Origin of the sequence: Anatilimnocola aquadivae, from assembly GCF_049819085.1 — a bacterium.
In the GTDB taxonomy this organism is placed as follows: Bacteria; Planctomycetota; Planctomycetia; order Pirellulales; family Pirellulaceae; genus Anatilimnocola.
Genome location: NZ_CP187419.1, coordinates 1,537,256 through 1,559,848 on the forward strand (window position 1 = coordinate 1,537,256; position 22,593 = coordinate 1,559,848).

A 22,593-nucleotide genomic window follows, 5' to 3' on the forward strand; every position below is an offset into this window, starting at 1 on the left:
TTGTAACCCCACCGTTGAACGCTTGCTTAGATTCCTCTGGGCGTGCGCGAACCACACCGAATCCGCACGAGCAAGTCGTTGAGCGCAGCAGTGGCGCTCGGAGTTTCGGGCAGTCGACTGGCGTGGTAGGCCTGCTCCAGCGAGGCGGTGAGTCGCAGATACTCACGCTCGTGAAAAGCGAGGTCGGCCTGATCGAGCGTCCCTTTCTCGGTTCCGCTAACCTTCCGCGCAACGAGGTCCGCGATGTACGGCAACTGAGCCGTCTCGTTGAGAAGCAGCAGGTTCGCTTCGACCTCTCCCGTTCGCATCAGATGAATGCCCGTGAGCAGCACACGATAGACGTACAGTAGCGGCTTCACGCGCGGCGGATCTTCCTGGCGAAACAGCTTCCACTGCGTGGCGGCAAAACCCAGATAGTGATGCGCATGGTGCCGCGTGACGCAGTTGGGGGCGAGCGCTTTCAGCTCGGCATGCTCGGGCGTGGTCTGCACGACCAGCGGCGAGAGAAGTTGCTCCAGCACGTAACCGTTCTTCTTCAGCATGAGGGTGAAGAACTTTTTGGCGTCATGCGTGACCAGATCGATCTCCAGGTGATCGCGAAAGCCCGACTTCTCGACGGTTTCGTTTCCTGGAGCAAGGCCAACCACTTCCGGCAGCGGCAGCAGGTGCACGCCGCGCAGGTCGAAGTCGGAATCGGGCGAAGGAAAGCCATACAGATGCGCTCCGCTGATCGTTGCGAACAGCAGCGGGTACGGATGCTCGGCAACCTGGTCGTACAGACGCTGATCGAAGTTCAAGGCAATTCCTCCAGCATCGCTGCGCGGCGAGCTTTGATGAGTAAGGCATTGGCCCGTTCGTAATCGGGCCGTTCTGGCAGGCTGGTTTGTTCCAGCGCTTGTTCAAATTCGCGATGCAATTGAAGTCGCCATTTTTCAGTCTCTTCCCAAGGGACTTCACCGCGACGCACGGCGAGCAAGGCCTCTCGTTGTTCATCGACGCGCACGGGAACAAACCCGTGCCTCAAGACGCTGATGCCGGAAATGAGCAGCCGGATCAAGTGCATCACGTGCTTCCACTTCACCTGGCCTTGATTGCGAATATCGGCCTGCATCTTTTTAAACTGCGAGGTGACATAGCCGTTGTAGGTCTGAAAAACCAGGCGCGACAAAAACGACGAACGCATCTGCAGCAGTTCTTCGCCCAGCGGTGTGATTTTCTCGACCAGTGGTGAATAGAGGCACTCCAGCACGTTCGGGTTCGCTTTGAGCGCCAAAACAAGAAATCGCTGCAGCTCCCAGTACTGTTCCTGCGTTTCGTCACGGTCGAGTTGATCGGGCACACCGTACAGCGACCAGTGCAAATCGGCCGGCGGCAGATAGATGCCGCGATAGTCGGTGTCGGAAGCTTCGCTTTCCAAGCCATAGGCCCGCGAACCGATCACGCAGCGATAGATGACGCGTGCAAACAGATCGGTGTGGGCGGCGGTGATCGCGGAGTTGCCGATCTCGCCTTCTTGGAACTGCGCCAGCATCATCATGTCGGCACGCGACAAATTCTCTTCCACGCCATCGAGAAAGCGGACACGATAGCCGTGCGTGAGATCCCCCGGCGAGCGAATCACGACGCCCACCGCGCCGCGCGGATGGAGCACGCGGCCACCTTCGCCCGTGATGTTGCGCGCGGTAACGACTTGCGTACCGGTAGAGAAAATCAGATTCGGATTGTCATGCACTCGCTCGGTCACTTGCATACCCGCCGCTCGGTTTGGTGGTCGTTCCCAGTACGAGAGAGGTCATCGTAGCGAAAACGGTTCACATTCGCCTCGAATAGATCACCACGTGCCACCGGATAGGCTGTTATGCGAGCAGCGGTGTAGTACGATGCGGATCCTCTCGCTGCACCCTCGCCGGAGACCCACCTCATGCTTTGCTCTCGCCGAACCGTTCTTGGATCGATCGCGGCCACGTTAGCCGCGGGATTGTTGCCAGTTTCTTCCTCGCTGCGGGCCGCGGAAGAGCCCAAGCGAAAACGAATCGCCGTCGTGACCACCGTGTGGAAAGACCGCTCGCATGCCTGGCACATGGCTGAGCGATTTTTGCATGGTTACCCCAAGAAGGGCGCCTGGTATCGGCCGCCCATCGATGTCGTGAGCGCTTATGTCGACCAAAAGCCGAGCGGCGACTTGAGCGCTGGGCGAGCCAAGGAGTTCGGCTTTACGATTTATCCCACCGTAGCCGAAGCGCTGCGCTGCGGCGGCAATGACTTGGCCGTTGATGGTGTGCTCATCATTGGTGAGCACGGCAACTACGAGAAGAGCCAGTACGAGCAAACCAAGTATCCTCGCTACGAGTTCTTCAAACAGGTTGTCGAAGTTTTTCGTCAGTCGGGTCGCGTGCTGCCAGTATTTAATGACAAGCATCTGTCGTGGAACTGGGACTGGGCGAAAGAGATGTACGACACCTCGCAGGAAATGAAGATTCCGTTTGCGGCAGGCTCTTCGTTGCCAGTCACGTGGCGCATGCCTTCGGTAGAGTTGCCGATCGACTCCGAGGTAGAAGAACTGCTGTGCCTGGCTTACGGCAGTATTGATAGCTACGACTTCCATGCGCTCGAAGTGATTCAGTGCCTGGCCGAACGACGAAAAGGTGGTGAGACGGGAGTCGCAGCGGTTCAAGCTTTGCGCGGCGATGCCGTCTGGCAAGCACTTGCGGCGAAAGACTGGAACGCGGGAGGATGGGATCCGCGCTTGTTCGAAGCGTGTCTCAGCCGAACGCAAACGCTGGCTCAACCGGCGACGTTCAGTCATCGCTATCCGACGGTGGCGCAGATGAAGGAATGGGTGAAGCAGCCAGTGGCTTATCGCATCGAATATCGGGACGGCACCAAGGCCACGATGTTGCTCATGAATGGCCTGGTCACCGACTTCAACATCGCGGTCAAATTGAAGGGCAAGCCTGAACCCTTTTCGACGCTCTTCTATTTGCCACCAACGCCCAACGTGACCTACTCGGCATCGCTGATGTCGAAAGCCGAAGAGACCTTCCTCACCGGCCAAGCGCCGTGTCCCATCGAGCGGACCTTGATCACGACGGGACTCGTCGAGGCGGGCGTGCGCTCGCTGGGCAAAGAGCAAGCGCGACTAGAAACACCGCATCTGGCCATTAGCTATCGGGCCCCACGCGAGTCGCAATTTTTGCGAGATTGAACCGCACCCTCAATCAGAGGGGCGTTCACAAACCCCCAGGGGTTTTGGGCGAGCAGGTGCCATAACTCTCGGGTTTGGCGCGCATCGGAGTTCACCAAGGGGGGAGGTTTGTGAACACAGTTTTTTAGGCCTCGTCGGCCAGATCGGTTTTCAGTCTTCGTCGGCCAGATCGGCTTCGTGGATCATCGCGAAGCCCTTGGAGTTGAGTGTGGCCATGGCCATGTCGAGATTGTCGACCATCAGGGCGACTGCCGGCTGACCATGCGGACGAATGAGGAGCGGATAGGCCTGCACGATGTTGACTTCGGCCTGTAACAGAGCCGTGCAGACTTCGAGCAGTGGTTGGGTGGTCTGCGGCAGTTCGACGCCGATCAGTTCGCTCTCGATGATGGCGAGGCCGGCTCGCTCCAAGATCTCGCGACCTTGCTCCGGATGGCTGAGCAGGAAGCGAACGAAGGCACATTCGGTGGCATCGTTGATGGAGAGAGCGACGATTCGCACCTTGCTTCCTTCGAAGCGGCGAATCACCTCCATCAGCTGGCCGACACGGTTCTCGAGAAAGACCGTGAACTGCCGAATGGTAGGAAAGCCCTTACCACGGGCCGTGACATAGCCGGTATCCATCCCCTCGCCGATGCTCATGCCCAGTCCCCACGCCGCTGCGATCTCAGAAGTATCAACATACGCTCTGCTTGGTTATAGGGCCGGGCAGGCAGAATGGTCAACGCTCGGCGACTTATCGCCGGGGCTATTTTCCTGCGAGAAACGAGGTTTTGCGAGCTCGGCCGGCCGCGCCAATCACTCGCAGCAGGTGCCGCTTGATCTCGAGTTCGCTGCTGCGGGCCTCCGCAACAGCGGCCAGTTCGCCGGCGGGGATGGCGAGCGTATCGCACTTCAGGGCCCGCCCCATTTCGGCCAACGATTCGCTTTGCCGGACGATTTCGTGCCAGTCGCGACGATCGGCGGCGGCAATCAACTGATCGAGCATGATCGGCAGTGAGTTCAACACTGCCGAGACGCGGGCGTTGTTGCTGGCCAGACGTTGGCTGGACTTGGCGAGGTCCGCCGGCGAGGGCAAGTTCGAATAGGGCAAAGTCATGGCAGCAAACTCTCGTAGCGCGCGGGCAGGGGACGAGATCTACGCAGCCATCCGGCGTGGAACCGGCTTCGAGCGACGTGCTTGTTCGGCCTGTTGCAGAATGGCCGAGACGAGCGAGTCCATGGCACTGGCAATCAGCTTGGTGCGAAGCTTGGCCGCCGAGACCCCTTCTTGCGCGATCAGTTTGTCGGCTTCGGCCGAGACAATGGTCGCTGCCCGGGTGCGAACGTAGCCGCGTGCTTCGTTGGCTTCGAGCGAATACAGGCGATCGCAAACGCGCTGATACGTGGCCAGGCGGCTGCGGCCAGCGATGCGCTCGGCCAGGTGGGCCACTTTATCGGTAACCAGCCAATCGGCCATCCATTGTGCAATGCCCATAATCGCAATCCTTCCAAGCGTGGGGGGAGATCCAGGCGGCCGAGCGACGATCGCCACGACGGCCAGATGCGATCTGCGGCGGCACAGGCAATCGCGTGAAGAGGCGCAGATTGCGGGTGCCGGGGCAGTTCGCGTATAGAGGGAATCGAATTCCCAGCGCTGGCTTCTTGATATCGCGGCTGCCGCGCCGGTTTGGACCGCTTGGTGAAACTGTCTGCTGCGAAGAGATTCCGACTGCTAGCGACTGAAATCTTCGAGATGATTAAACCGGCACCCAGGATTGGACGATACAAACACAGCAATCGGTAAGCATAGTACGACCAAGCCTGTGAGGCACAACCTGCCTCACTTGACCAACCGGCAAGGTTTTCCTACGCTCACAGATGTACGACTTCAGGCGCTGTAGCCAAGTGGCTAAGGCAGCGGATTGCAAATCCGCCATCGTCGGTTCAACTCCGACCAGCGCCTCTTCGATGAAACGGTTGGGGATCCAACGACTCGCCGTTTTCTACAGAACAAAACGCCGGTCGCTTCACTGCGGCCGGCGTTTTTTCGTGCGTTGGCGCTGCGACTTACCGCAGCGAAATTGGGCAACTTGGAGCTTTCATAAGCACCACGCGGAGATTACGATTCTGGCTCGGCAATCTCCCGTGCCAGCACGTTGTTTCTCTGCTTGAATCCGATCTCCGGAGCCCGTTCATGAGTCCTGCGTCTGATCCCTATGAATCCCCCAAGACTCCGCCGGGGCCTATGCTGCAACCTCCGGGTGGTCCCAGTGGCGTGGGAATCAAGCTCTTCATCATGATGGTGCTGGAGTTCTTCATCTGGGGAGCGTGGCTGCCGTTGATCTTTGGCTACCTGCCAGCGATGGGACTGACCGAGCAAGAGCAGATGCTCATTCTGAGCGCGTTTCCGGTATCCGCCATCATTGGCATGTTCTTCAGCAATCAATTTGCGGACCGCAACTTCTCGGCCGAACGCTTCATGGCATTTAGTCACCTGGTGGGCGGCCTCGCCATGGCTGGTCTGGCCTGGGTGAAGTTCGATCGCTTGCCTCTCGAAGCTGGGGAAGTGATCAAGCCGTACGACACTCCGTTCTGGATCTTCTTCGGTCTGATGTCGCTGCACTGTCTGCTGTACGTGCCGACGATTTCAATCGCCAACTCAATCGCCTTCAGCCACATGAAGAACTCGGAGAAAGAGTTCGGCATAGTGCGGATGGGTGGCACCATTGGTTGGATTTTGGCTGCGTGGCCCATCGCCATTCTGCTGTATGGCAAAACGGACGCTGAAGTGCTGAAAGCAACGAATCTGATCTTTGTTATTTCCGGCGGCGCATCGCTGTTGCTCGCAGTCTTCAGCCTGTTTCTGCCCCACACTCCGCCGAACAAAGCAACCGGAGCTGAAAGCTTTGCATTGCTTCGCGCACTGAAGTTGCTCGGCACACCGGCCATCTTTGTATTGTTCGTGGCCACGTTTATCGACTCGACGATTCACAATGGCTACTTTGTGATGACCGGCACCTTCCTAGGCAAAGCTGGCATCAAACCGGAATGGATCATGGTGGTGATGAGTCTCGGCCAAGTTGCCGAAATATTGACGATGATGTTCCTGGGCTTCGTGCTGTCGAAGCTCGGCTGGCGCTGGACAATGATCATCGGCATCTTGGGTCACGCCGCGCGTTTCTCGGTGTTTGCGTTCTTTCCGGAGAATACGGCCTTGCTCGTGGGCGTGCAGTTCCTGCACGGCATTTGCTACGCGTTCTTCTTCGCGACAGTGTACATCTACATCGATAAGGTCTTCCCCAAGGACATCCGGACGAGTGCTCAGGGCTTGTTCAACTTTTTGATCCTGGGCGTGGGCGATCTCACGGCAAAATGGCTCTTTATTCCACTCTCGGGCTACTTCCTGACGGGCCCTGGTTTGACTGGCTATCGAGAGCTCTTCATGGTTCCCACCGCGATGGCCATTGGCGCGGCACTGCTGCTGTTGTTCTTCTTCCACCCGCCACGCGAAGCGGAAGAACCAGTGCTAATCAAAGCGCCGGCTCACTAACGCCGATAACGTCGACCGATTGTTGGATTCCCAAATCAGGCCCCGCGAAATTGCTCGCGGGGCCTTTTTTGTTGCTGAACCAGATTGCGCACATGTGCCTGCTCTTGTGCCTTGGCCAAATCGAATAAAGTGAAGGCGTCAATCATCTAGTCGTTGGCGGAAATTGCGTTTGAGAAGGTGCGAGGGAACTATGAGCCATCGATCATTGCGAGCGTGTTTAGGACTGGCGACGTTGTTGTTTCTGCTCAGCAATTTCGTTTCGGCGGCCGAGAAACCCAATATCGTCTTCTTTCTGATCGACGACCTGGGACGAACCGACGTCGGGTTCATGGGTTGCAAAGACATCCAGACGCCCAACATCGACAAGTTGGCGAGCGGCGGAGCAATCTTGAACTCGCACTATGTGCAGCCTGTTTGCTCACCCACACGGGCCGCGCTACTAACCGGCCGGTATGCCACGCACACGGGTGTGTACACGGTGGTGCGGCCGCATGCCAAATGGGGACTGCCGCTCGGCGAACGAACTTTGGCCAATGCCTTGAAAGATGCCGGTTACGAAACGGCCATTGTCGGCAAGTGGCACTTGGGCGAATTCGAGCGAGGCTACTTGCCGACCTCGCGCGGCTTCGATCATCAGTATGGCCACTACTTCGGCGCGCTCGACTACTTCACGCACATTCGCGATGGTGTTCATGATTGGTATCGAGACGACAAAGAACTGAAGGAGGAAGGCTACAGTACGCATCTGCTCGCGCGCGAAGCTTGCAAGTTGATCGCCGAGAAGGATAAGTCGAAGCCGCTGTTCTTGTACGTTCCATTTAATGGTGTTCATGCTCCCCTACAGGTTCCGGATTCGTACACCCAGCCTTATGAGTCGATTGAAGGCAACCGCCGCAAGGTCGCGGGCATGCTTGCCGCCGTGGACGAAGCCATCGGGCAGATTGTCGCGGCCATCGACCAAGCGGGCCTGCGCGAGAACACACTGATCGTCTTCTCGGCCGATAACGGCGGCCCGAACCCGCGCACACTGTCGACCAACGGCGAACTGCGAGCGGGCAAGGGAACCATCTACGAAGGTGGAGTTCGCGTCTGTGCCTGCGCGAATTGGCCCGGTCAGATCAAAGCGGGAAGCACGATCGACGAACCCATGCATGCGGTCGATTGGTATCCTACGCTGACAAAGTTGGCTGGTGGTGTCGGTGACGATAGCAAACAAAAGCTGCCGCTCGATGGCCGCGATGTCTGGCGGATGATTACGCAAGGGGCGAAGAGCCCGCACGACGCTGTGCTGCTCGTACAGTCGCCAACGAGGGCCGCAGTTCGTATGGGAGATTGGAAGCTTCTGCTGAATGCATCGGCTGTCGATAGCGAAGGACCTGCAGCCAAACCTAAGCAAAAGGCTAAACGCAAACAACAAGCGAATGCCCCGGCTGCGATTGAACTCTACAACCTGGCGAGCGATATCGGCGAGAAGAACAACCTCGCCGAGAAAGAGGCCGAACGCGTAAAGGCGATGCGGGCCAAGTTAAATGACCTGCTGAAAGATGCCGTGCCCGCGCGAGCCGTTGAGTAGTGCCACAACCGGCTGGATCTGCCTTCATTCCTCTTCGAGAACTCCATCGCCATGCTTCGCCTCACTTCGTTGCTCGCGGTTGCCTTGCTAACAGGCAGCATCTCGTTGGCCGCTGAACCGAGTTCACCTAAGCAACCCCCGAACATCATCTTTATTCTCAGTGACGATCTCGCGCAGGGAGACCTGGGCTGCTATGGCCAAAAGCTGATCAAGACGCCGAATCTCGATCGCATGGCCAAGGAAGGAACTCGCTTCACCCAGGCTTATTGCGGCACCACCGTCTGTGCACCATCACGCACGTCGCTGATGACGGGCCTGCACATGGGACACTCGCCGGTTCGTGCCAATTGGGAGATTGCCGCTGGCGAAGGACAGCTGCCGCTGCCAGAAAGCACCGTCACGGTCGCCAGCGTGCTGAAAGGTGCGGGCTACAACACGGCCTGCGTCGGTAAGTGGGGCATGGGCATGTTTGGCACCACCGGCAGCCCACTCAAGCGGGGCTTCGATCACTTCTTTGGCTACAACTGCCAGCGACATGCCCACTCGTACTTCCCGACCTATCTCTACAACAACGCCGAACAGATCAAACTGCCTGGCAACGACGGAGTCGGTGCCGGTAAGATCTTTGCGCAGGAGTTGATCCAGCGCGATGCCGAAGAGTGGCTGCGAACGAACCACAAGCAGCCCTTCTTTCTGTTCTATGCCATTACCCTGCCGCACGGCCGGCACGAGATCGACGACGTGGGCGAGTATGCCAAAACCGATTGGACTCCACAGCAAAAGGCGTATGCCGCGCAGGTCACCAGGCTCGATAGCGACGTCGGTCGCTTGCTCGCCCTGCTGAAGGAACTCAAGGTCGACGACAACACGCTGGTCATGCTCGCCGGCGACAACGGCTCGTCGTTCAACGAGACCTCGGAGATTGGCCGCAAGTTCGATCAGTCGATGGGCGGCAAGCTCCGCGGCTTCAAGCGGGGCATGTACGAAGGGGGCCTGCGGCAGGCTGCTCTTGCTCGCTGGCCCGGTATTGTGCCCGCTGGTCGTGTGAGCGAAGAGCCTTGGGCCTTCTGGGATTTTCTACCGACCGCAGCAGAGATTGCTCATGCAAAGCTGCCCGCAGACTATCAGACCGATGGCCTCTCGCTGACCGGCATGCTGCGCGGCGGACCAGCACCCATGCGAGACTACTTCTACTGGGAACTCCACGAGCAGGCCTTCATCCAGGCGGTTCGGTTTGGCGACTGGAAGGCCGTTCGCAACGGCCCGAAAAAAGAGATCGAGCTCTACGACCTGAAGTCCGATTCCGGCGAGAAGATCGACGTCGCTGGTAATCACCCCGACCTCGTGGCCAAGGCTGAGTCGTTCATGAAAGAAGCCCGCCGCGACGATCCCAACTGGCCGATCTTTGCTACGCAAAAAGAGCGGCAAGCGTGGCGCAAGAGCCGCTAAAAACTACCCCGCACCAAAGCCCGTCTGGCGATTGAACAGTCGGTCCTTCGTGGCCCACAGACCTGCGGAAGGCGTCGGGATAAAGTAAATCTTCTCGCCGTTCACTTCGTTGAAGCCTTCCTTCAATTGGCCGATGGGATACTTTGCTAACTGCTCGTCGAGGTTGGCGTAGCCGAACTTCACCTGCTCGATGTCGGACCTTTCAAGATGCCCCGGCGCGTAGGTGATCTTGAAGCGACCTTCGCTGCTACCGTGAATGAGGTGCGCCGTGCCGTGGGCCAGATCCTGCATGTCTGCATTCTTCTTATACTGCTCCATCACCGCTGGCGTGCCGCAGTAGCCATACTTGCGAATCAGGGCGTCGACATCGGACTGTTCGCCGAATCGCTTTAGCCCCGGGGCGAGAATCAGCAGCTCGCCACCATCGGCAATGGCCATCCGCGTGCGATAGACGGCCTTGTTGGCCACCCACGTGCTGAAGAACTCATCTCCCTGCATCACACAGACGACCTTCTGCAGCGGTTCATCAAAGGTGGTGATGTTCTGCTCACGAGCCTGACGAGCAGCACCCAGATAGGTCTCGAGATCATCTCCCACGAACACACCGGTATGCACGAGGTGCCCCGCTGGGTTGCGGGCCAGGACCACTTGCACATAGAAGTCAGGCAGATGACCCAGGTACTTCTCTTCGGCATAGTTGAAGCACTGCCGCACCGGAGTAAGGAGATTGCCCAGGTTGTTTTCGATACCGCAGCTGGCTGCCGCCATATGCGACGTGCAGATCAAATCTTTACCAGCCAGCCCGATGAAGTAGTTTTTGTTGTGGTTGGCAAAGCCGAGCACTTCGTGCGGCACCACGTGGCCGATGTTGATAATCAGGTCCCACTTTTCCTGCATCAACATGCTGTTGAGCCACAGCGGAAAGGCCCAGTCGGCAGCGCCGCCGGTCTTCTCTTTCACATAGTCGGCGGGCACTTCGCCAATGTGCGTACAGCCCCCGCGCCAGTCGTGCGGATGAATCTTTTCGTGCGGAATCTTCCCGAACATCTGCGCATTCTGTTCGCGCGTATGCGGTTCGTGCTGACCGAGTGTCGGAATCACATGCACATCGGCCGACGGTGAGAGCAGATTATAGAACGACTCGGTAATCCACCCGCTGCCCGAATGCATCCGCGTAATATCGGGCGGTAGCAACAAGACCCGTTTCGGATCCTTGCAGATCCGCCGCTTGGCTTCATCGAGAGCGCGCTCGATGAGAGCCTCGACTTCGGGACGAGAAATTTCAGCCGCAGATTGAGTGAACCAAGGCATGGTGAATAGGGTTAAAGCGAGGAAGGGATAAAGGGATGATGAGTAGTGAAGAAACTACTTTGCTGCGCGGCGGGCAATTTCGACCAGCGTCCGAACACCAAAGCCGCTGCCGCCGGCATCGAGCCAAGGCTTTTGACCATCAAGGAACGCGGGACCGGCAATATCGAGATGGACCCAAGGCTTGCCGGCGACGAATTCTTCCAGGAACTTCGCCGCGGTGATGGCACCGCCCCAACGACCGTCACCGGTGTTCTTGATATCGGCCACTTCGCTACGAATTTGCTCACTGAATTCGGGATACATGGGCAACTGCCACAGCGACTCGCCGACGGCATCTCCCGAGGCCTTCACTTCGTCGGCCCACGTTTGATCGTTGGTCATCAGGCCAGCGATATCGGTTCCGAGAGCAACCACGCACGCGCCGGTGAGCGTTGCCAGGTCGACAATCTTGGCAGGCTGAGATTGCAGGGCGACATCCAGCACATCGGCGAGCACCAAGCGACCTTCGGCGTCGGTGTTGAGCACTTCAATCGTCTTGCCATTGCGCGCTCGCAGCACATCACCCAGTTTGAAGGCACTGCCGCCGAGCATGTTTTCGACCAGACCGCAGAAGCCAATCACATTTACCGGCAACTTCAACTGCGCGATCGTTTGCATAGCACCGAGCACCGCAGCGGCACCGGCCATGTCGCACTTCATCGTCTTCATGCCGTCGGTAGGCTTGATCGAGAGACCGCCCGAGTCAAACGTCACTCCCTTGCCGACAAAAGCAAGCGGCGCAACCGAATCGGCGGCACCTTGGTATTTCAAAATCACCAGCCGGGAATCGCGATCCGAGCCTTTACCCACGGCGAGCAAACTGCCGCAGCGTTCGGCTTCGAGTCGAGCCCGATCCCAGACTTCGATGGAAAGACCTGAATTCTCAGCGACGCTCACGGCTTCGTTGGCGAACGACTCGGGATAGATATCTCCTGCGGGTTCGTTCACCAGGCGACGAGCCAGGTTCACACCACTGGCGAGGATCTCGCCTTGGCGAATGTCGTCGGCCGAAGCCTTCGACCAGCCCAACTGGGCCAGCGGAAAGCGGTTCTTCTTGGCCCGATACAAGTCCTGTCCCACGCAGCCGACGAGACTGCCGCAGATGCCACTTTCCAGCAACTCGGGCGACCAGTCTTCACCGAGGTAGAACGCCACCAGTCCGCGTTCTTTGCCGGCGAGCGCTTTGGCGGCGATGGCAGCGGCGCGGAAGGCCGAACTGCGATCAAGCGTGGCGCGTGGTCCAAGGCCAATCAGTGTGGCTTGCTTCGCTTTCGTGCCGACAGGGGCAAAGAGCGTGACGACTTCGCCCCGCTTGCCGCTCAGGTCTTTCGATTCCAGCAGCTTGGTCAGCAAGCCCTGGGTCGCGTTATTCAATTCTTCGGCGACTCCGCTTAGCGGTTCGTCGGCATAAACGCCCACCACCACCGCATCTGCGGAAACCGTTGCCACTCCGTCGCGAATTGACTGCACTGCCATGAATTAGCTTCCCGCTGATGTTTTCCGCTCGATGTCGTCCAGTTGCCCAGCGTGAATTTTAACGCCGCTGGCCAGGAATGGCAGATGGGGACGATTGCTCGCCCTCAACGCGTTGTAGCGAAGATGCCATCCCGAGAAGTGATTCGTTTGCAAGCTATAGTTTCCAGCCCCCGCGCTCGGACCGCGAGCGGGCAAGTTCCGCTCGTAACGCTGGTAACGGTTGTGGCAATCCAGATCCAAGTCGAACCCGAATCTCGCCGCGACTGGCTCTACCGACGCCTGTTCGGTCGCAGCTCCCGGCAATTCGTGTTTTGTGCCCTGCTTACCGTTTACGGGCACTTGGCGCTGATCGTCTGGCTGGCGATTTACCCCCTTCCCATTGCACCTCAGCAGTTCCAACTGCCAGCCGAGGTGGTCACAGTCGAATGGTCGGCAGCCGAAGAACCACCACTCCCGATCGACCTCACTTTCACGCCCGTCGAACAGCCGACCGGCCTGCCGACCATTGCCGACATCATTCCTGAACCCACGCTCGTCTTCGATGCGCCGAACATTGCCAGCCCGACGCCCGGGCAAACGGCCGCGCCGGTCGTCGTGCAAGAAGCAGGGAAAGGTCTGCGTCCCAGTGCTCCCACCACGTTGACCAATACCACGCTCAAAATCGGTGGCGGCTACGAAGGCCGAACCGCGGCCGCGCGCGAACGCCCGGTGAGTGCTCATGGTGGCTCGCCCGAGAGTGAACAAGCGGTCGACCTCGGTCTGAAATGGCTGGCCGCCCATCAGCACGCCAGTGGCGGTTGGCAGTTCGATCATCGTCACGGCAAGTGTGCGGGCAAGTGCAGCCATCAGGGGACGCATCAGTCTACGACGGCGGCAACCTCCCTCGCGCTGTTAGCGTTCCTTGGTGCTGGCCAAACGCATCGCGAAGGCCGCTATCAGCCGGTCGTAGAACGCGGTCTCGAATATCTCGTCAGTCGGATTGTTCCCAACAGCCGGGGCGGCGATTTGCAGGAAGGAACCATGTACGCCCAAGGACTCGCCACGCTCGCGCTGTGCGAAGCCTATGCGCTGACGCACGATGCTCAGCTGCGCGAGCCCGCGCAATATGCCCTCGACTACATCATCAACGTCCAGCACCCGCTCGGCGGCTGGCGGTACTTTCCCGGCCAACAGGGCGATACCACCGTCCTCGGCGGACAGCTCCTAGCGCTCCACAGCGGCCGACTGGCCGGCCTGCAGGTCCCCGAGAAATCATTCGTCCTCGCCCACGAGTATCTCGACCGCGTGCAAGATCAAGACGGAGCCACCTACGGCTATCAGTCGCCCGGCGATCAGCCTACGCCCTCCGCCATCGGCCTCCTCTGTCGCATGTATCGAGGCTGGAAGCCAACCGACCCGCGCTTGCAAACAGGCATCGACAAACTGTCTGCTCGCGGACCCGATCCGCAGGACTTGTATTTCAACTACTATGCCACGCAGGCCATGCATCACTTTGGGGGTCCCGAGTGGGAGAAGTGGAACCGCACACTTCGCGACCACCTGATTGCTTCGCAAGTGAAAACCGGTCATGCCGCGGGCAGCTGGCACACACCCGACCATCACACCGTCGCGGGTGGCCGCCTTTGCGATACCGCCCTCGCAATCATGATTCTCGAAGTCTACTACCGCCACCTGCCCCTCTATGGCAACCGCGGAGCCGGCGATCTCTGGTAAAGCCACGACGGGCTTCTAACTGCGGCCAGGCACCCGGTTGTTTACACTGACTTTCTATGGCGTGTTCGACGCTCTGCGAATCGCCCTTGCGCGATTCTGCTGTGCACAAGACTGGAAGCAACAATGGCCAAGCAAACGCATGCCTCCGTCACGGAAGAACCTTGTCGTTGCTTTTATCTCCAAAGGCAGGCTGATGATCCGCATTCCCCGATTGTGTTCGATTCGGCGATGAACGAGTATCGCTTTGAATACCTCGATCCGGAGGGGAATGGCGAGCCGCACAGCATCGCTTCGCTGTGCATCTATCATTGTCCTTTCTGCGGTGGCGCAGCGCCCGAGTCCACACGCGGCAAATGGTTTGCTGAGGTCGCACCGGAAGAAATGAATCGACTGATGGGGCTCTTTCAGGGAATTAAATCTGCCGAAGATGCCATCGCTACCCTTGGACCGCCAACCCACGATGACCCGGCAGGAGAATCGGTTCGGCGGGCCCTCTTAGACGGAAGCCTGGGCCCAACGCAGGTTTTCCGCACGCTGCGCTATTCCAATCTTTCGACAACCGCCGAAGTCTCGTTTAACCAAGCGGCTGACGGCACCACGCACCTATCAATTAACGGGAGATACCTCGGGCCGCCAGCAACCGAATAGCGGAACTTGTCGGTCGAGAACCTTGCAGCTACTTGCTTCGAGCGAAGTTGACTAGACTGCATGGGGGTTTATGAATACTGGCGAGCCAAGCAATGTCTACTCATGCTGACGCAGGATTTCCGCTGCCCGCCAAGCCAACGAGTAACTATTCGGAACACGAGAGTGCACCGCGCCAGTCCGCAGCAAGTTCCGGTATGTCGCTGGCCATGGTTCGCGAATTAACGGCTGTTGCCCTGTTTGTGGCAATTGCCGACGTCACGATCTATCGTGGTCACGGGTTCGCCGGCCTCGCGACGTTGTTGCTCGCCACGCCGGTCATCTTGTTGCTCGCCACGCCGGTCATCTTGTTGTTCGGTTCGCCCGTTCGTCAGTTGCGCGGCAGCTTTTGGTTGATTGGCTTGATGCTCGTCGCCCTTGCCGCCCGCCAGCTTTGGCTGGGGAGCGTGCTGGGAACCTTGGTAGGAAGCCTGCTGATCACAGCGTTTGTGCTCGCGCTGCGCGGCGTCTGGCCAACCGTGATCGACAGCCTGGCGGTGGGTGCGCAATTGCTCGGCGCTGGCGCTGTCGGCATGGCGTCGTACGCCCAGATCGCAGTGGGTTTTCGCCCGCGAGTCTCGCAGTCGCAGCTTTTGCAAGTTGTCCTGCCGGCAATTGCGTTGCTGGTCTTCGGCAGCGTGTTTCTGTTCGCCAATCCCGACCTGGTGGCGAACGTCGAAGCGCGAGTCGACGCTTTCTTCAAGCTGCTTGATCGCTGGATGCAAAGCGGTTTGCCGGGACCCGCCGAGATCGTGTTTTGGGCCTTCGCTGCGTATCTCGTGATTGGCTTGCTGCGGCCCATCATCCAAAGTTCGCTAAGCGAAGGCGGGTACGCGAGGCTCTGGCTGGAACGGTCTTATCCGTTCGAAGCCACGGCCGTTGGGCCGGCAGCAAGTGTCGAGTCGCCGCTCTACCGTCCCATACGGAATACGCTGGTGGCCGTAATTGTATTGTTCGCCGTGTACCTCGTGTTTGAATTCCAAACGCTTTGGTTTCGCGAATTCCCCCAAGGCTTTTACTACGCGGGCTATGCCCATCAAGGAGCCGCGTGGTTGACTGTTGCCCTGGCCCTCTCGACGCTCGTCCTCTCGGTGATCTTTCGCGGCCCCTTGTTGCGGGACGAGCGAATCGGCCAGCTGCGCTCGTTGGCTTGGGTCTGGTCGGCGCTCAATTTGATCCTGGCACTGTCGGTTTATAACCGCATGTCCATCTATATCGACTTCAATGGCATGACCCGGATGCGCATGATCGGCCTGTTCGGCATTAGCACCGTGCTGGTGGGCTTTGTGCTGGTCCTGTGGAAGATTGTCCACAATCGCGATTTTCTCTGGCTGATCAACCGACAGATGTGGGCCCTTGCCGGTGCCATCTATCTGTTCGCGATTACACCGGTCGATACCCTGGTTCACGGGTACAACGTGCGGCAGATATTGGCGGGCGATTCCGCGCCTGCGGTGCAGATTAGTGTGCATCCGATCAGTGCCGAAGGTTACTTGATGCTGCTGCCCCTCACGAAGGCCGACGACCCTATCATTCGCGATGGTGTGCGGGCCATGCTGGCCGAACGTCAGCGATTGGCAGAGAGAAACATCGCCAAGCGAGCCGATGTGAGTTGGACCAGCTATCAGATGAGTGAAGAACTGCTCCTGGGGCGCCTGCGATCGGCGCAAGGTGAATTAGCCGACTGGCAAACACCCAAAATCCGCGCCGAGGCAATCAATCGCTTCAAGGACTACGCCTATCAGTGGTACTAGCAGCTCACGCCATTCGGATGCGATGACGTCGCGAATTGTTTCTCAAAAACTACCTTCGAAGTTATTGACAACAGATCGCCAGTTTGCGTTAATGTCAGGATGTTCTCTTCTGGTTTGGTTGTTGGAGGCATGACCGCGATGCGCGGGTCGGCCGTAGCGCTGTTGGTGAACTGGTTTTCTCTGCGGTGTAGGGCTGTGTTCATTGAAATGGCCTGTCCAAGAATTGAAGTGGTTGTTGGACAAAAGGACTACCTGCGAGAATTGCTGTGGATGATGCAAGTGCGGTGACTGCAGGAGTTTCCGGCAAGAAACGAGAATCAGCAAGTGTCCAATAACCTCCGCGATTGTTGGACGTTTAGGCTGATCCACCTGCTGGGCCGGCCTGGGATACAATGGACGTATGAACCCTCTCGATCCCGAAGAATACATTGAGCAGGCTTATCTGTTCCGGGCGCTGTCCGAGCGCTTGCCGGAGAATCACACGGTGCAAGATCTGCTCATGCAAGTGAAGCAGGAACTGCTCAGCACCACGCGCTTGCCGCTGGCGATCGATTTTCTGCTGGCCGAGATCAAGCATGCGGGAACGATGGCATCGGCCATGGCTCGCCTCGGGCATTACTTTTCGCCGTTTCAGACGTACGTCATTCGCGAAGCCGAGGCCGAAGAGGGCCGCTTCGATATGCGGATTGCGGTCGATATTCTGCGCTACGAAGCCGAATACCGTAGCCAATCGCCGCAGCCCCAAGGGCTGTTCATGTATCAGCTTGAGTGTCTGTGCCGAAATCGCCTGAAATACGATCCCGGACTAACGGCAATGTCCCAGGACCCGCTCTTTGATGAGCGCTGGCAGAGCTGGATCGAAATCGTGCGGGCTCAGATGGGGTTCGTCGACTTCGCCCAACTGATTTACGTCCGCAGCGAGTACTTCTGGCAAGCTCGGGAGCGCAGCGGCGAAACACCTCCACCCGACAAGCCTGTGCTGTTCGACGTGAAAGAAGGCAAGATCGCCTGGGCCAATCGGCAGAAGGATCCTGTCTACCTGTTTCTGGCGTTGCAACGACACCTGGGTTATCCAGCGGTGCCCAGGCCGAAAAAGATCGATCAAACGCCAAATCTGCTGCCGCTGCTACAAGCCAAGATCGACCGCCTCGAAACTCGCCTCAAACTACTGGAAGAAGATACCAAGGGTGGCATCGATATTTCGAAGTTCTATGGACCGCAGAAGGAGCAGTAAGTTCTGAGTTTTGAGTTCTGAGACAGGAGGAACTTCGAAACACGCTGCATTCCTGTCTCAGAACTCAAAACTCAGAACTTCAAACTAGATACCCGCCCATGTTCGCTCGCATTTTTCTGCTGCTGACTGTACTGCCAATCGTCGAGTTGACGCTGTTGTTGCTGCTTGGCAGATACACGAGCGTGGTCACGGCTGTGGGCTTTGTGCTGATTACGGGCGTGATCGGGGCGCTGTTGTTGCGTTGGCAGGGGGTACAAGCTTGGCGTAACGTGCAGCGGGATCTGCGCGAGGGAAAGATGCCGGCTGCTTCGCTCATGGATGGCTTTTTGATTGTGCTTGCTTCGGCGCTGCTCATTTCTCCCGGCGTGCTGACCGATTTAGTTGGAATTACGCTGCTGATTCCGTGGTGTCGACGTTGGTATGGCCGTTTGCTGGGCTGGTATCTTCAAGCTCGCGTCATCACCACCTTTGCCCGCGGTGGAGGTGATTCGGCGGCACCTCGCCGCACCGAAGTCATAGATTCTTACGTTGTTGATTCTCCGCGGCAGAGCGACTGATTGTCCGCTAGCTGCCGGTAGTTGCTGCTTAGCGGTCACGATTTTTCCATAGCTGTGGCGAGTAGGTGACGAGGCGAAACAATCGCTAGTTCAGACTCTTGACAACCCCCGCATGCTGCCGATAAGACGCACTTATTATGCGCGGCCAAATAGCCCTGTTGTGCCCGCCCGATGTGCGTAGCTGCGAACCTCTCTCTCGTGTTTTCGCAGGCAGTCGGCAAACAGGGAGTTTTGGCAAAGGCGGAGAAGGAACCCCAAATGTCAATGATTGAGACCGCCGCTCCAGAATCGACTCACATGGCCGGCGAACTTTCGGCTCAGGCCTTGTTCGACAAGTGCTGGGCCCTCGCGAAGAACCTGTGGTGGACCTGGCACCCAGAAGTCATCAGTATTTTTCGCGATCTGGACCCCATCCGCTGGCGGCAACTCGATCACAACCCGGTCGCCTTGCTGCGAGAGTTCAATGCCGAACGTCTCGCCAGTCGAGCGGCGGAAATGGTCCTCTACAGCCGGATTAACTACGCTCATCGCCGGCTCAAGGAGTACATGGCGAATACCAAGACCTGGGCAGCCACGCACGCAGGCGTGCTCGGTGGTAACCCGGTCGCTTACTTCTCGGCCGAGTTCGGTCTGCACGAATCTATTCCGATTTATTCGGGTGGCTTGGGAGTTCTCTCGGGCGACCACGTCAAAAGTGCCAGCGGCCTCGGCGTGAATCTGGTGGGCATTGGCCTGTTCTATGACCAGGGTTACTTCAAGCAGCAACTCGACGACAAAGGCTTCCAAAAGGAAGAGTATCTCGACACCAAAGTCGAGAACATGCCGATCGAACCTGCCTTGTCCCCCGAGGGCAAACCAATCACGGTGCGTGTCGATACCCGCACCGGCACCTTGTTCGCTAAGGTGTGGAAGATGCAAGTCGGCCGCGTTCGCCTGTTTCTGCTCGACTGCGATGTCGAAGGAAACAGCCCGGAAGATCGCGAACTCACCAGCCGTCTGTACGGTGGTGACGAACGAACCCGCATTCGCCAGGAACTGGTGCTGGGCGTCGGTGGCGTGAAAGCGCTGCGAGCCCTGGGTATTCATCCTGGTGTGTACCACTTGAACGAAGGTCACAGCGCGTTCGGTCCGCTGGAAGTGATGCGCGAACGGATGCACGACGATGGTCTGCCGTTCGACGAGGCCCTCCGCGAAGTGGCTCGCCAAACGGTCTTCACCACGCATACGCCTGTGCCTGCCGGTCACGATCGCTTTGGCGGCGAAATTGTCGAAGAGCATCTGGGACCACTGCGAGATTCGCTGGGCATCAGCTACGACCAACTCATGGGTCTCGGTCGCGTTGAGCCGCAGAACCCAGCTGAGCCGTTCTGCATGACCGTTGTCGGTCTCAAGCTGTCTCGCAAGGCGAACGCCGTGAGCCAACTGCACGGGCACATCAGCCGTCGCATGTGGGCCCAGTTGTGGCCCTGGCGAGTCGAAGAAGAAATTCCGATCGGCCACATCACCAACGGCGTGCACATTCCCACGTGGCTGGCGTCGCAAATGATGACGCTCTACGACCGGCACTTCATTGCCCAGTGGATCTATCGCATGGGTGAGCCCGAAGTTTGGCAAGCGATTCACAATGTGGATCCCGGCGAACTTTGGGAAACGCACAACGCGTTGAAGAACCTGTTGATGGCGTTTGTTCGTCGCCGCGTCAGCCGTCAGTGCCGTCGCCGGGGCGAAAGTGACGAGACGGTGGAAGCCGCTCGCAATGTGCTCGACCCTAACGTGCTCACCATCGGCTTCGGCCGGCGGTTCGCCACCTACAAGCGAGCCACGCTGCTACTCAACGATCCCGAGCGGTTGTCGGCTTTGGTCAACGACAAAGAACGTCCCGTGCAGTTTGTCTTCGCTGGCAAAGCCCATCCCAAAGATGAGCCCGGCAAGCGTTTCATTCAGACGATCGCCAACCTTCGTCACGATCCTCGGTTCGCCGGCAAGATCGTGTACGTCGAAGACTACGACATGAACGTCTGCCGCCACATGATTCAAGGCGTCGATGTGTGGCTCAACAACCCACGTCGTCCGCTCGAAGCATCGGGCACCAGCGGTCAAAAGACCGTGCTCAATGGCGGTTTGAACCTGTCGATTCTCGACGGCTGGTGGGCCGAAGCTTACGACGGCACCAACGGCTTTGCGATCGGTCATGGCAAGAGCCATCACGACGACGCGATCACCGACAAGCGGGACTGTGAGTTCCTCTTCAAGGCGATCGAAGATGAAGTCGTGCCGATGTACTACGACCGCGACGTGGACGGACTGCCTCGCCAATGGATCAAGCGAATGATGAACAGTATCAGTACGCTGGCCTGGCGGTTTAGTGCTCACCGCATGGTGATGGACTACGCCCGCTACAGCTATGTTCCCTCGGCCGGTGGCCTCAGCTGCGATATGACGTCCAAGTAGGCCTTAGCCGCAATATCGTTCAAAACAGCACAACGCCCCGCAAGTCACCGATTTGCGGGGCGTTTGTCGTAGGGGCCCGGCATTTCCCTGCTGAAATGGTTCAGCCTGCGAAACATCGGCCCCAGCGAGGTGTTTAGTCGAGTAAGTACACTTCCGGCCGCCGCGATTGTGGGCATTTCCTGCCCCGGGCCGCCGGGCTCACATCTCGTAGGGATCTCTTGCATGTCGACTTCGCTCCGCAGTCTTTGCCTGGCCGGTATGGCCGTCCTGGCTCTTGTCGCCAACGTCACCGCCCAAGAAGGTCGCCCCCAACGTGGCCAGGGTGGTCCTGGCGGCTTCCGTAACCCAACCGAACTTCCTCGCCAGTTGGAAGTGACTGACGAGCAAAAAGCCAAGCTCGCCGACATCCAAAAGAAGTTCGCCGACAAGGTGAAGGCCGCCCAGGACAAGGCCAAGCTCACCGAAGAACAACAAGGCAAGATGCGTGACGTATTCACCAAGGCTCGCGAAGCCAACACGCCTCGCGAAGAGATGCAGGCCTTCATGGCCAAAGAACTCGGCTTGACCGACGACCAAAAGAAGGGCCGCGAAGAACTGACCGCCCTGACTGCTGAAATCACCAAGGAAGTCGAAGGCGTGCTGACCGACGAACAAAAGACCAAGCTCAAGGAACTCCGCGCCCAAGGTGGTCGTGGTGGTGCCGAACGTGGCAAGCGTCCAGAACGCAAGAAGAGCGAGTAGTTCTTACTCCTCCTCGATGCTCGCCTAGCTACATCCGCTGAAACAACACAAGTGCCCAGCAGCCGGAAGTTCATTCTTCCGGCTGTTGGCGTTTCTTGGTGTTGCTATCGAGCGAATTGTCGTCAAGCTTTTCCGGTTCATCGCCATTCCACACTGCTGCTCCGGAGGCCAGTTGTCGCAGGCGGGCGTCTTCCAAAATCGCCTCGACATTGAAGGCGAACTTCTCCGCAATGTGCTGCCGGGTTTGGTGAATATCGTCAATGATGGAGTCGGCGTCAGGAGCTTTGCGGATCATGGTCAACCATTTCTTCCGGCGTACAGATGATCGGAATGGGTAGGCCAAGTTGACGAATGGTCTCGTACAGCCTGGGTAATATCTTGGCGTTGGCAATATGCTTGCAGTTCCAGGTCAATAGATAGTCTACGCGGTGGTGAACCGCAATTGCGATATGCAATGCATCGACAGTGGCAATTTGCGGAAGGACAGTGCGCGCCAGAATCTCATTGGCAATGGCGCCAATATCGGGAACAAGCGGCAAGAGCCGAATGCCACTCAGCGCCGCGAGACGTTCCGCCGCAAGTTCGGGACTCCCCTCAGCTGCCTCGTCGAGCACGTACTGCGACGTGACGAGCGAATACTCGGCGCGTTCATACTCCCACCATTCTCGTGTCAGCAACTGCCGCGCTGCAGCAACCACTTGCGAGCTCAAGTTGGATCGCAAATAGCTCACAATCGAGGTTTCGATGTAGACCGTGGGCTTCACATGGCACCTTTCGCTTTGATCGTTTCTCGGCGGATCGAGATAGCTTAAGATGCTGACCTTGATATGTATATCCAGTCGCAACGCGACCTGACGAACTGGTCGGAGCACTC

20 protein-coding genes and 1 tRNA gene are annotated in these 22,593 nt (G+C 58.2%); 12 read left to right on the forward strand and 9 right to left on the reverse strand.

The window, feature by feature from the left end; translation table 11 throughout:
- Positions 1-26: 26 nt before the first annotated feature.
- Together NA78x_RS06130 and NA78x_RS06135 are read right to left on the reverse strand one after the other, a co-directional pair.
- Complete coding sequence (locus tag NA78x_RS06130) at positions 27-797, reverse strand: nucleotidyltransferase domain-containing protein (protein ID WP_425617547.1); 771 nt, start codon at positions 795-797, stop codon at positions 27-29.
- A complete protein-coding gene (locus tag NA78x_RS06135; protein WP_425617548.1) occupies positions 794-1,750 on the reverse strand; it encodes a nucleotidyltransferase domain-containing protein in 957 nt (318 codons plus the stop codon). Before NA78x_RS06135 ends, NA78x_RS06130 begins: the two co-directional genes overlap by 4 nt.
- A 171-nt stretch (positions 1,751-1,921) precedes the next feature.
- On the opposite strand from NA78x_RS06135, the gene NA78x_RS06140 reads away from it, so the two are divergent.
- Complete coding sequence (locus tag NA78x_RS06140; RefSeq protein WP_425617549.1) at positions 1,922-3,205, forward strand: hypothetical protein; 1,284 nt, start codon at positions 1,922-1,924, stop codon at positions 3,203-3,205.
- A gap of 150 nt (positions 3,206-3,355) precedes the next feature.
- Here the strand turns inward: NA78x_RS06140 and NA78x_RS06145 are convergent, their stop codons facing one another.
- The 3 genes from NA78x_RS06145 to NA78x_RS06155 form a co-directional block, all read right to left on the reverse strand.
- Positions 3,356-3,847 (reverse strand): acetolactate synthase, encoded by a 492-nt coding sequence (locus NA78x_RS06145; RefSeq protein ID WP_425617550.1) that lies wholly within the window; start codon positions 3,845-3,847, stop codon positions 3,356-3,358.
- 106 nt (positions 3,848-3,953) lie between these two features.
- Positions 3,954-4,304 carry a hypothetical protein gene (locus tag NA78x_RS06150; protein ID WP_425617551.1) on the reverse strand — a complete coding sequence of 117 codons (351 nt, stop codon included), beginning with the start codon at positions 4,302-4,304 and terminating at the stop codon, positions 3,954-3,956.
- 39 nt (positions 4,305-4,343) lie between these two features.
- A complete protein-coding gene (locus NA78x_RS06155) occupies positions 4,344-4,682 on the reverse strand; it encodes a hypothetical protein (RefSeq protein ID WP_425617552.1) in 339 nt (112 codons plus the stop codon).
- Positions 4,683-5,078: 396 nt separating this feature from the next.
- Here NA78x_RS06155 and NA78x_RS06160 point away from each other — a divergent pair.
- From NA78x_RS06160 to NA78x_RS06175, 4 genes are all read left to right on the forward strand, one after another.
- Positions 5,079-5,150 (forward strand) — tRNA-Cys (locus NA78x_RS06160).
- A 231-nt stretch (positions 5,151-5,381) separates the two neighbouring features.
- Positions 5,382-6,737 (forward strand): MFS transporter, encoded by a 1,356-nt coding sequence (locus tag NA78x_RS06165; protein ID WP_425617553.1) that lies wholly within the window; start codon positions 5,382-5,384, stop codon positions 6,735-6,737.
- 190 nt (positions 6,738-6,927) lie between these two features.
- Positions 6,928-8,310 (forward strand): arylsulfatase B, encoded by a 1,383-nt coding sequence (locus NA78x_RS06170; protein ID WP_425617554.1) that lies wholly within the window; start codon positions 6,928-6,930, stop codon positions 8,308-8,310.
- A 51-nt stretch (positions 8,311-8,361) separates the two neighbouring features.
- Positions 8,362-9,759 (forward strand): arylsulfatase, encoded by a 1,398-nt coding sequence (locus tag NA78x_RS06175; protein ID WP_425617555.1) that lies wholly within the window; start codon positions 8,362-8,364, stop codon positions 9,757-9,759.
- Positions 9,760-9,762: 3 nt separating this feature from the next.
- On the opposite strand, the gene NA78x_RS06180 is transcribed toward NA78x_RS06175, so the two are convergent.
- Together NA78x_RS06180 and NA78x_RS06185 are read right to left on the reverse strand one after the other, a co-directional pair.
- Positions 9,763-11,070 carry a lactate racemase domain-containing protein gene (locus NA78x_RS06180; protein ID WP_425617556.1) on the reverse strand — a complete coding sequence of 436 codons (1,308 nt, stop codon included), beginning with the start codon at positions 11,068-11,070 and terminating at the stop codon, positions 9,763-9,765.
- Between the two features lie 54 nt (positions 11,071-11,124).
- Positions 11,125-12,585 (reverse strand): leucyl aminopeptidase, encoded by a 1,461-nt coding sequence (locus tag NA78x_RS06185; protein WP_425617557.1) that lies wholly within the window; start codon positions 12,583-12,585, stop codon positions 11,125-11,127.
- 222 nt (positions 12,586-12,807) lie between these two features.
- Here NA78x_RS06185 and NA78x_RS06190 point away from each other — a divergent pair, with 222 nt between their 5' ends.
- The 7 genes from NA78x_RS06190 (at position 12,808) to NA78x_RS06220 (ending at position 21,719) form a co-directional block, all read left to right on the forward strand.
- A complete protein-coding gene (locus tag NA78x_RS06190; protein ID WP_425617558.1) occupies positions 12,808-14,298 on the forward strand; it encodes a prenyltransferase/squalene oxidase repeat-containing protein in 1,491 nt (496 codons plus the stop codon).
- Between the two features lie 123 nt (positions 14,299-14,421).
- The gene (locus NA78x_RS06195; RefSeq protein ID WP_425617559.1) at positions 14,422-14,946 is read left to right on the forward strand and encodes a hypothetical protein; all 525 of its coding nucleotides are present in this window, start codon (positions 14,422-14,424) and stop codon (positions 14,944-14,946) included.
- A 92-nt stretch (positions 14,947-15,038) separates the two neighbouring features.
- Positions 15,039-16,736, forward strand: coding sequence for a DUF4153 domain-containing protein (locus tag NA78x_RS06200; RefSeq protein WP_425617560.1), 1,698 nt, complete (start codon positions 15,039-15,041; stop codon positions 16,734-16,736).
- Between the two features lie 400 nt (positions 16,737-17,136).
- On the forward strand, positions 17,137-17,970 hold the full coding sequence (locus tag NA78x_RS06205; RefSeq protein WP_425617561.1) for a hypothetical protein: 834 nt from the start codon (positions 17,137-17,139) through the stop codon (positions 17,968-17,970).
- Positions 17,971-18,068: 98 nt separating this feature from the next.
- Positions 18,069-18,527, forward strand: a complete 459-nt coding sequence (locus tag NA78x_RS06210) for an FxsA family protein (protein ID WP_425617562.1) — start codon at positions 18,069-18,071, stop codon at positions 18,525-18,527.
- A gap of 258 nt (positions 18,528-18,785) precedes the next feature.
- Positions 18,786-20,978 carry an alpha-glucan family phosphorylase gene (glgP, locus tag NA78x_RS06215; protein ID WP_425617563.1) on the forward strand — a complete coding sequence of 731 codons (2,193 nt, stop codon included), beginning with the start codon at positions 18,786-18,788 and terminating at the stop codon, positions 20,976-20,978.
- Positions 20,979-21,200: 222 nt separating this feature from the next.
- Complete coding sequence (locus tag NA78x_RS06220; protein ID WP_425617564.1) at positions 21,201-21,719, forward strand: hypothetical protein; 519 nt, start codon at positions 21,201-21,203, stop codon at positions 21,717-21,719.
- 70 nt (positions 21,720-21,789) lie between these two features.
- On the opposite strand, the gene NA78x_RS06225 is transcribed toward NA78x_RS06220, so the two are convergent.
- The gene (locus tag NA78x_RS06225; RefSeq protein ID WP_425617565.1) at positions 21,790-22,014 is read right to left on the reverse strand and encodes a hypothetical protein; all 225 of its coding nucleotides are present in this window, start codon (positions 22,012-22,014) and stop codon (positions 21,790-21,792) included.
- On the reverse strand, positions 21,995-22,591 hold the full coding sequence (locus tag NA78x_RS06230; protein WP_425617566.1) for a type II toxin-antitoxin system VapC family toxin: 597 nt from the start codon (positions 22,589-22,591) through the stop codon (positions 21,995-21,997). The genes NA78x_RS06225 and NA78x_RS06230 overlap by 20 nt, the downstream gene beginning before the upstream one ends.
- Positions 22,592-22,593: the final 2 nt, after the last annotated feature.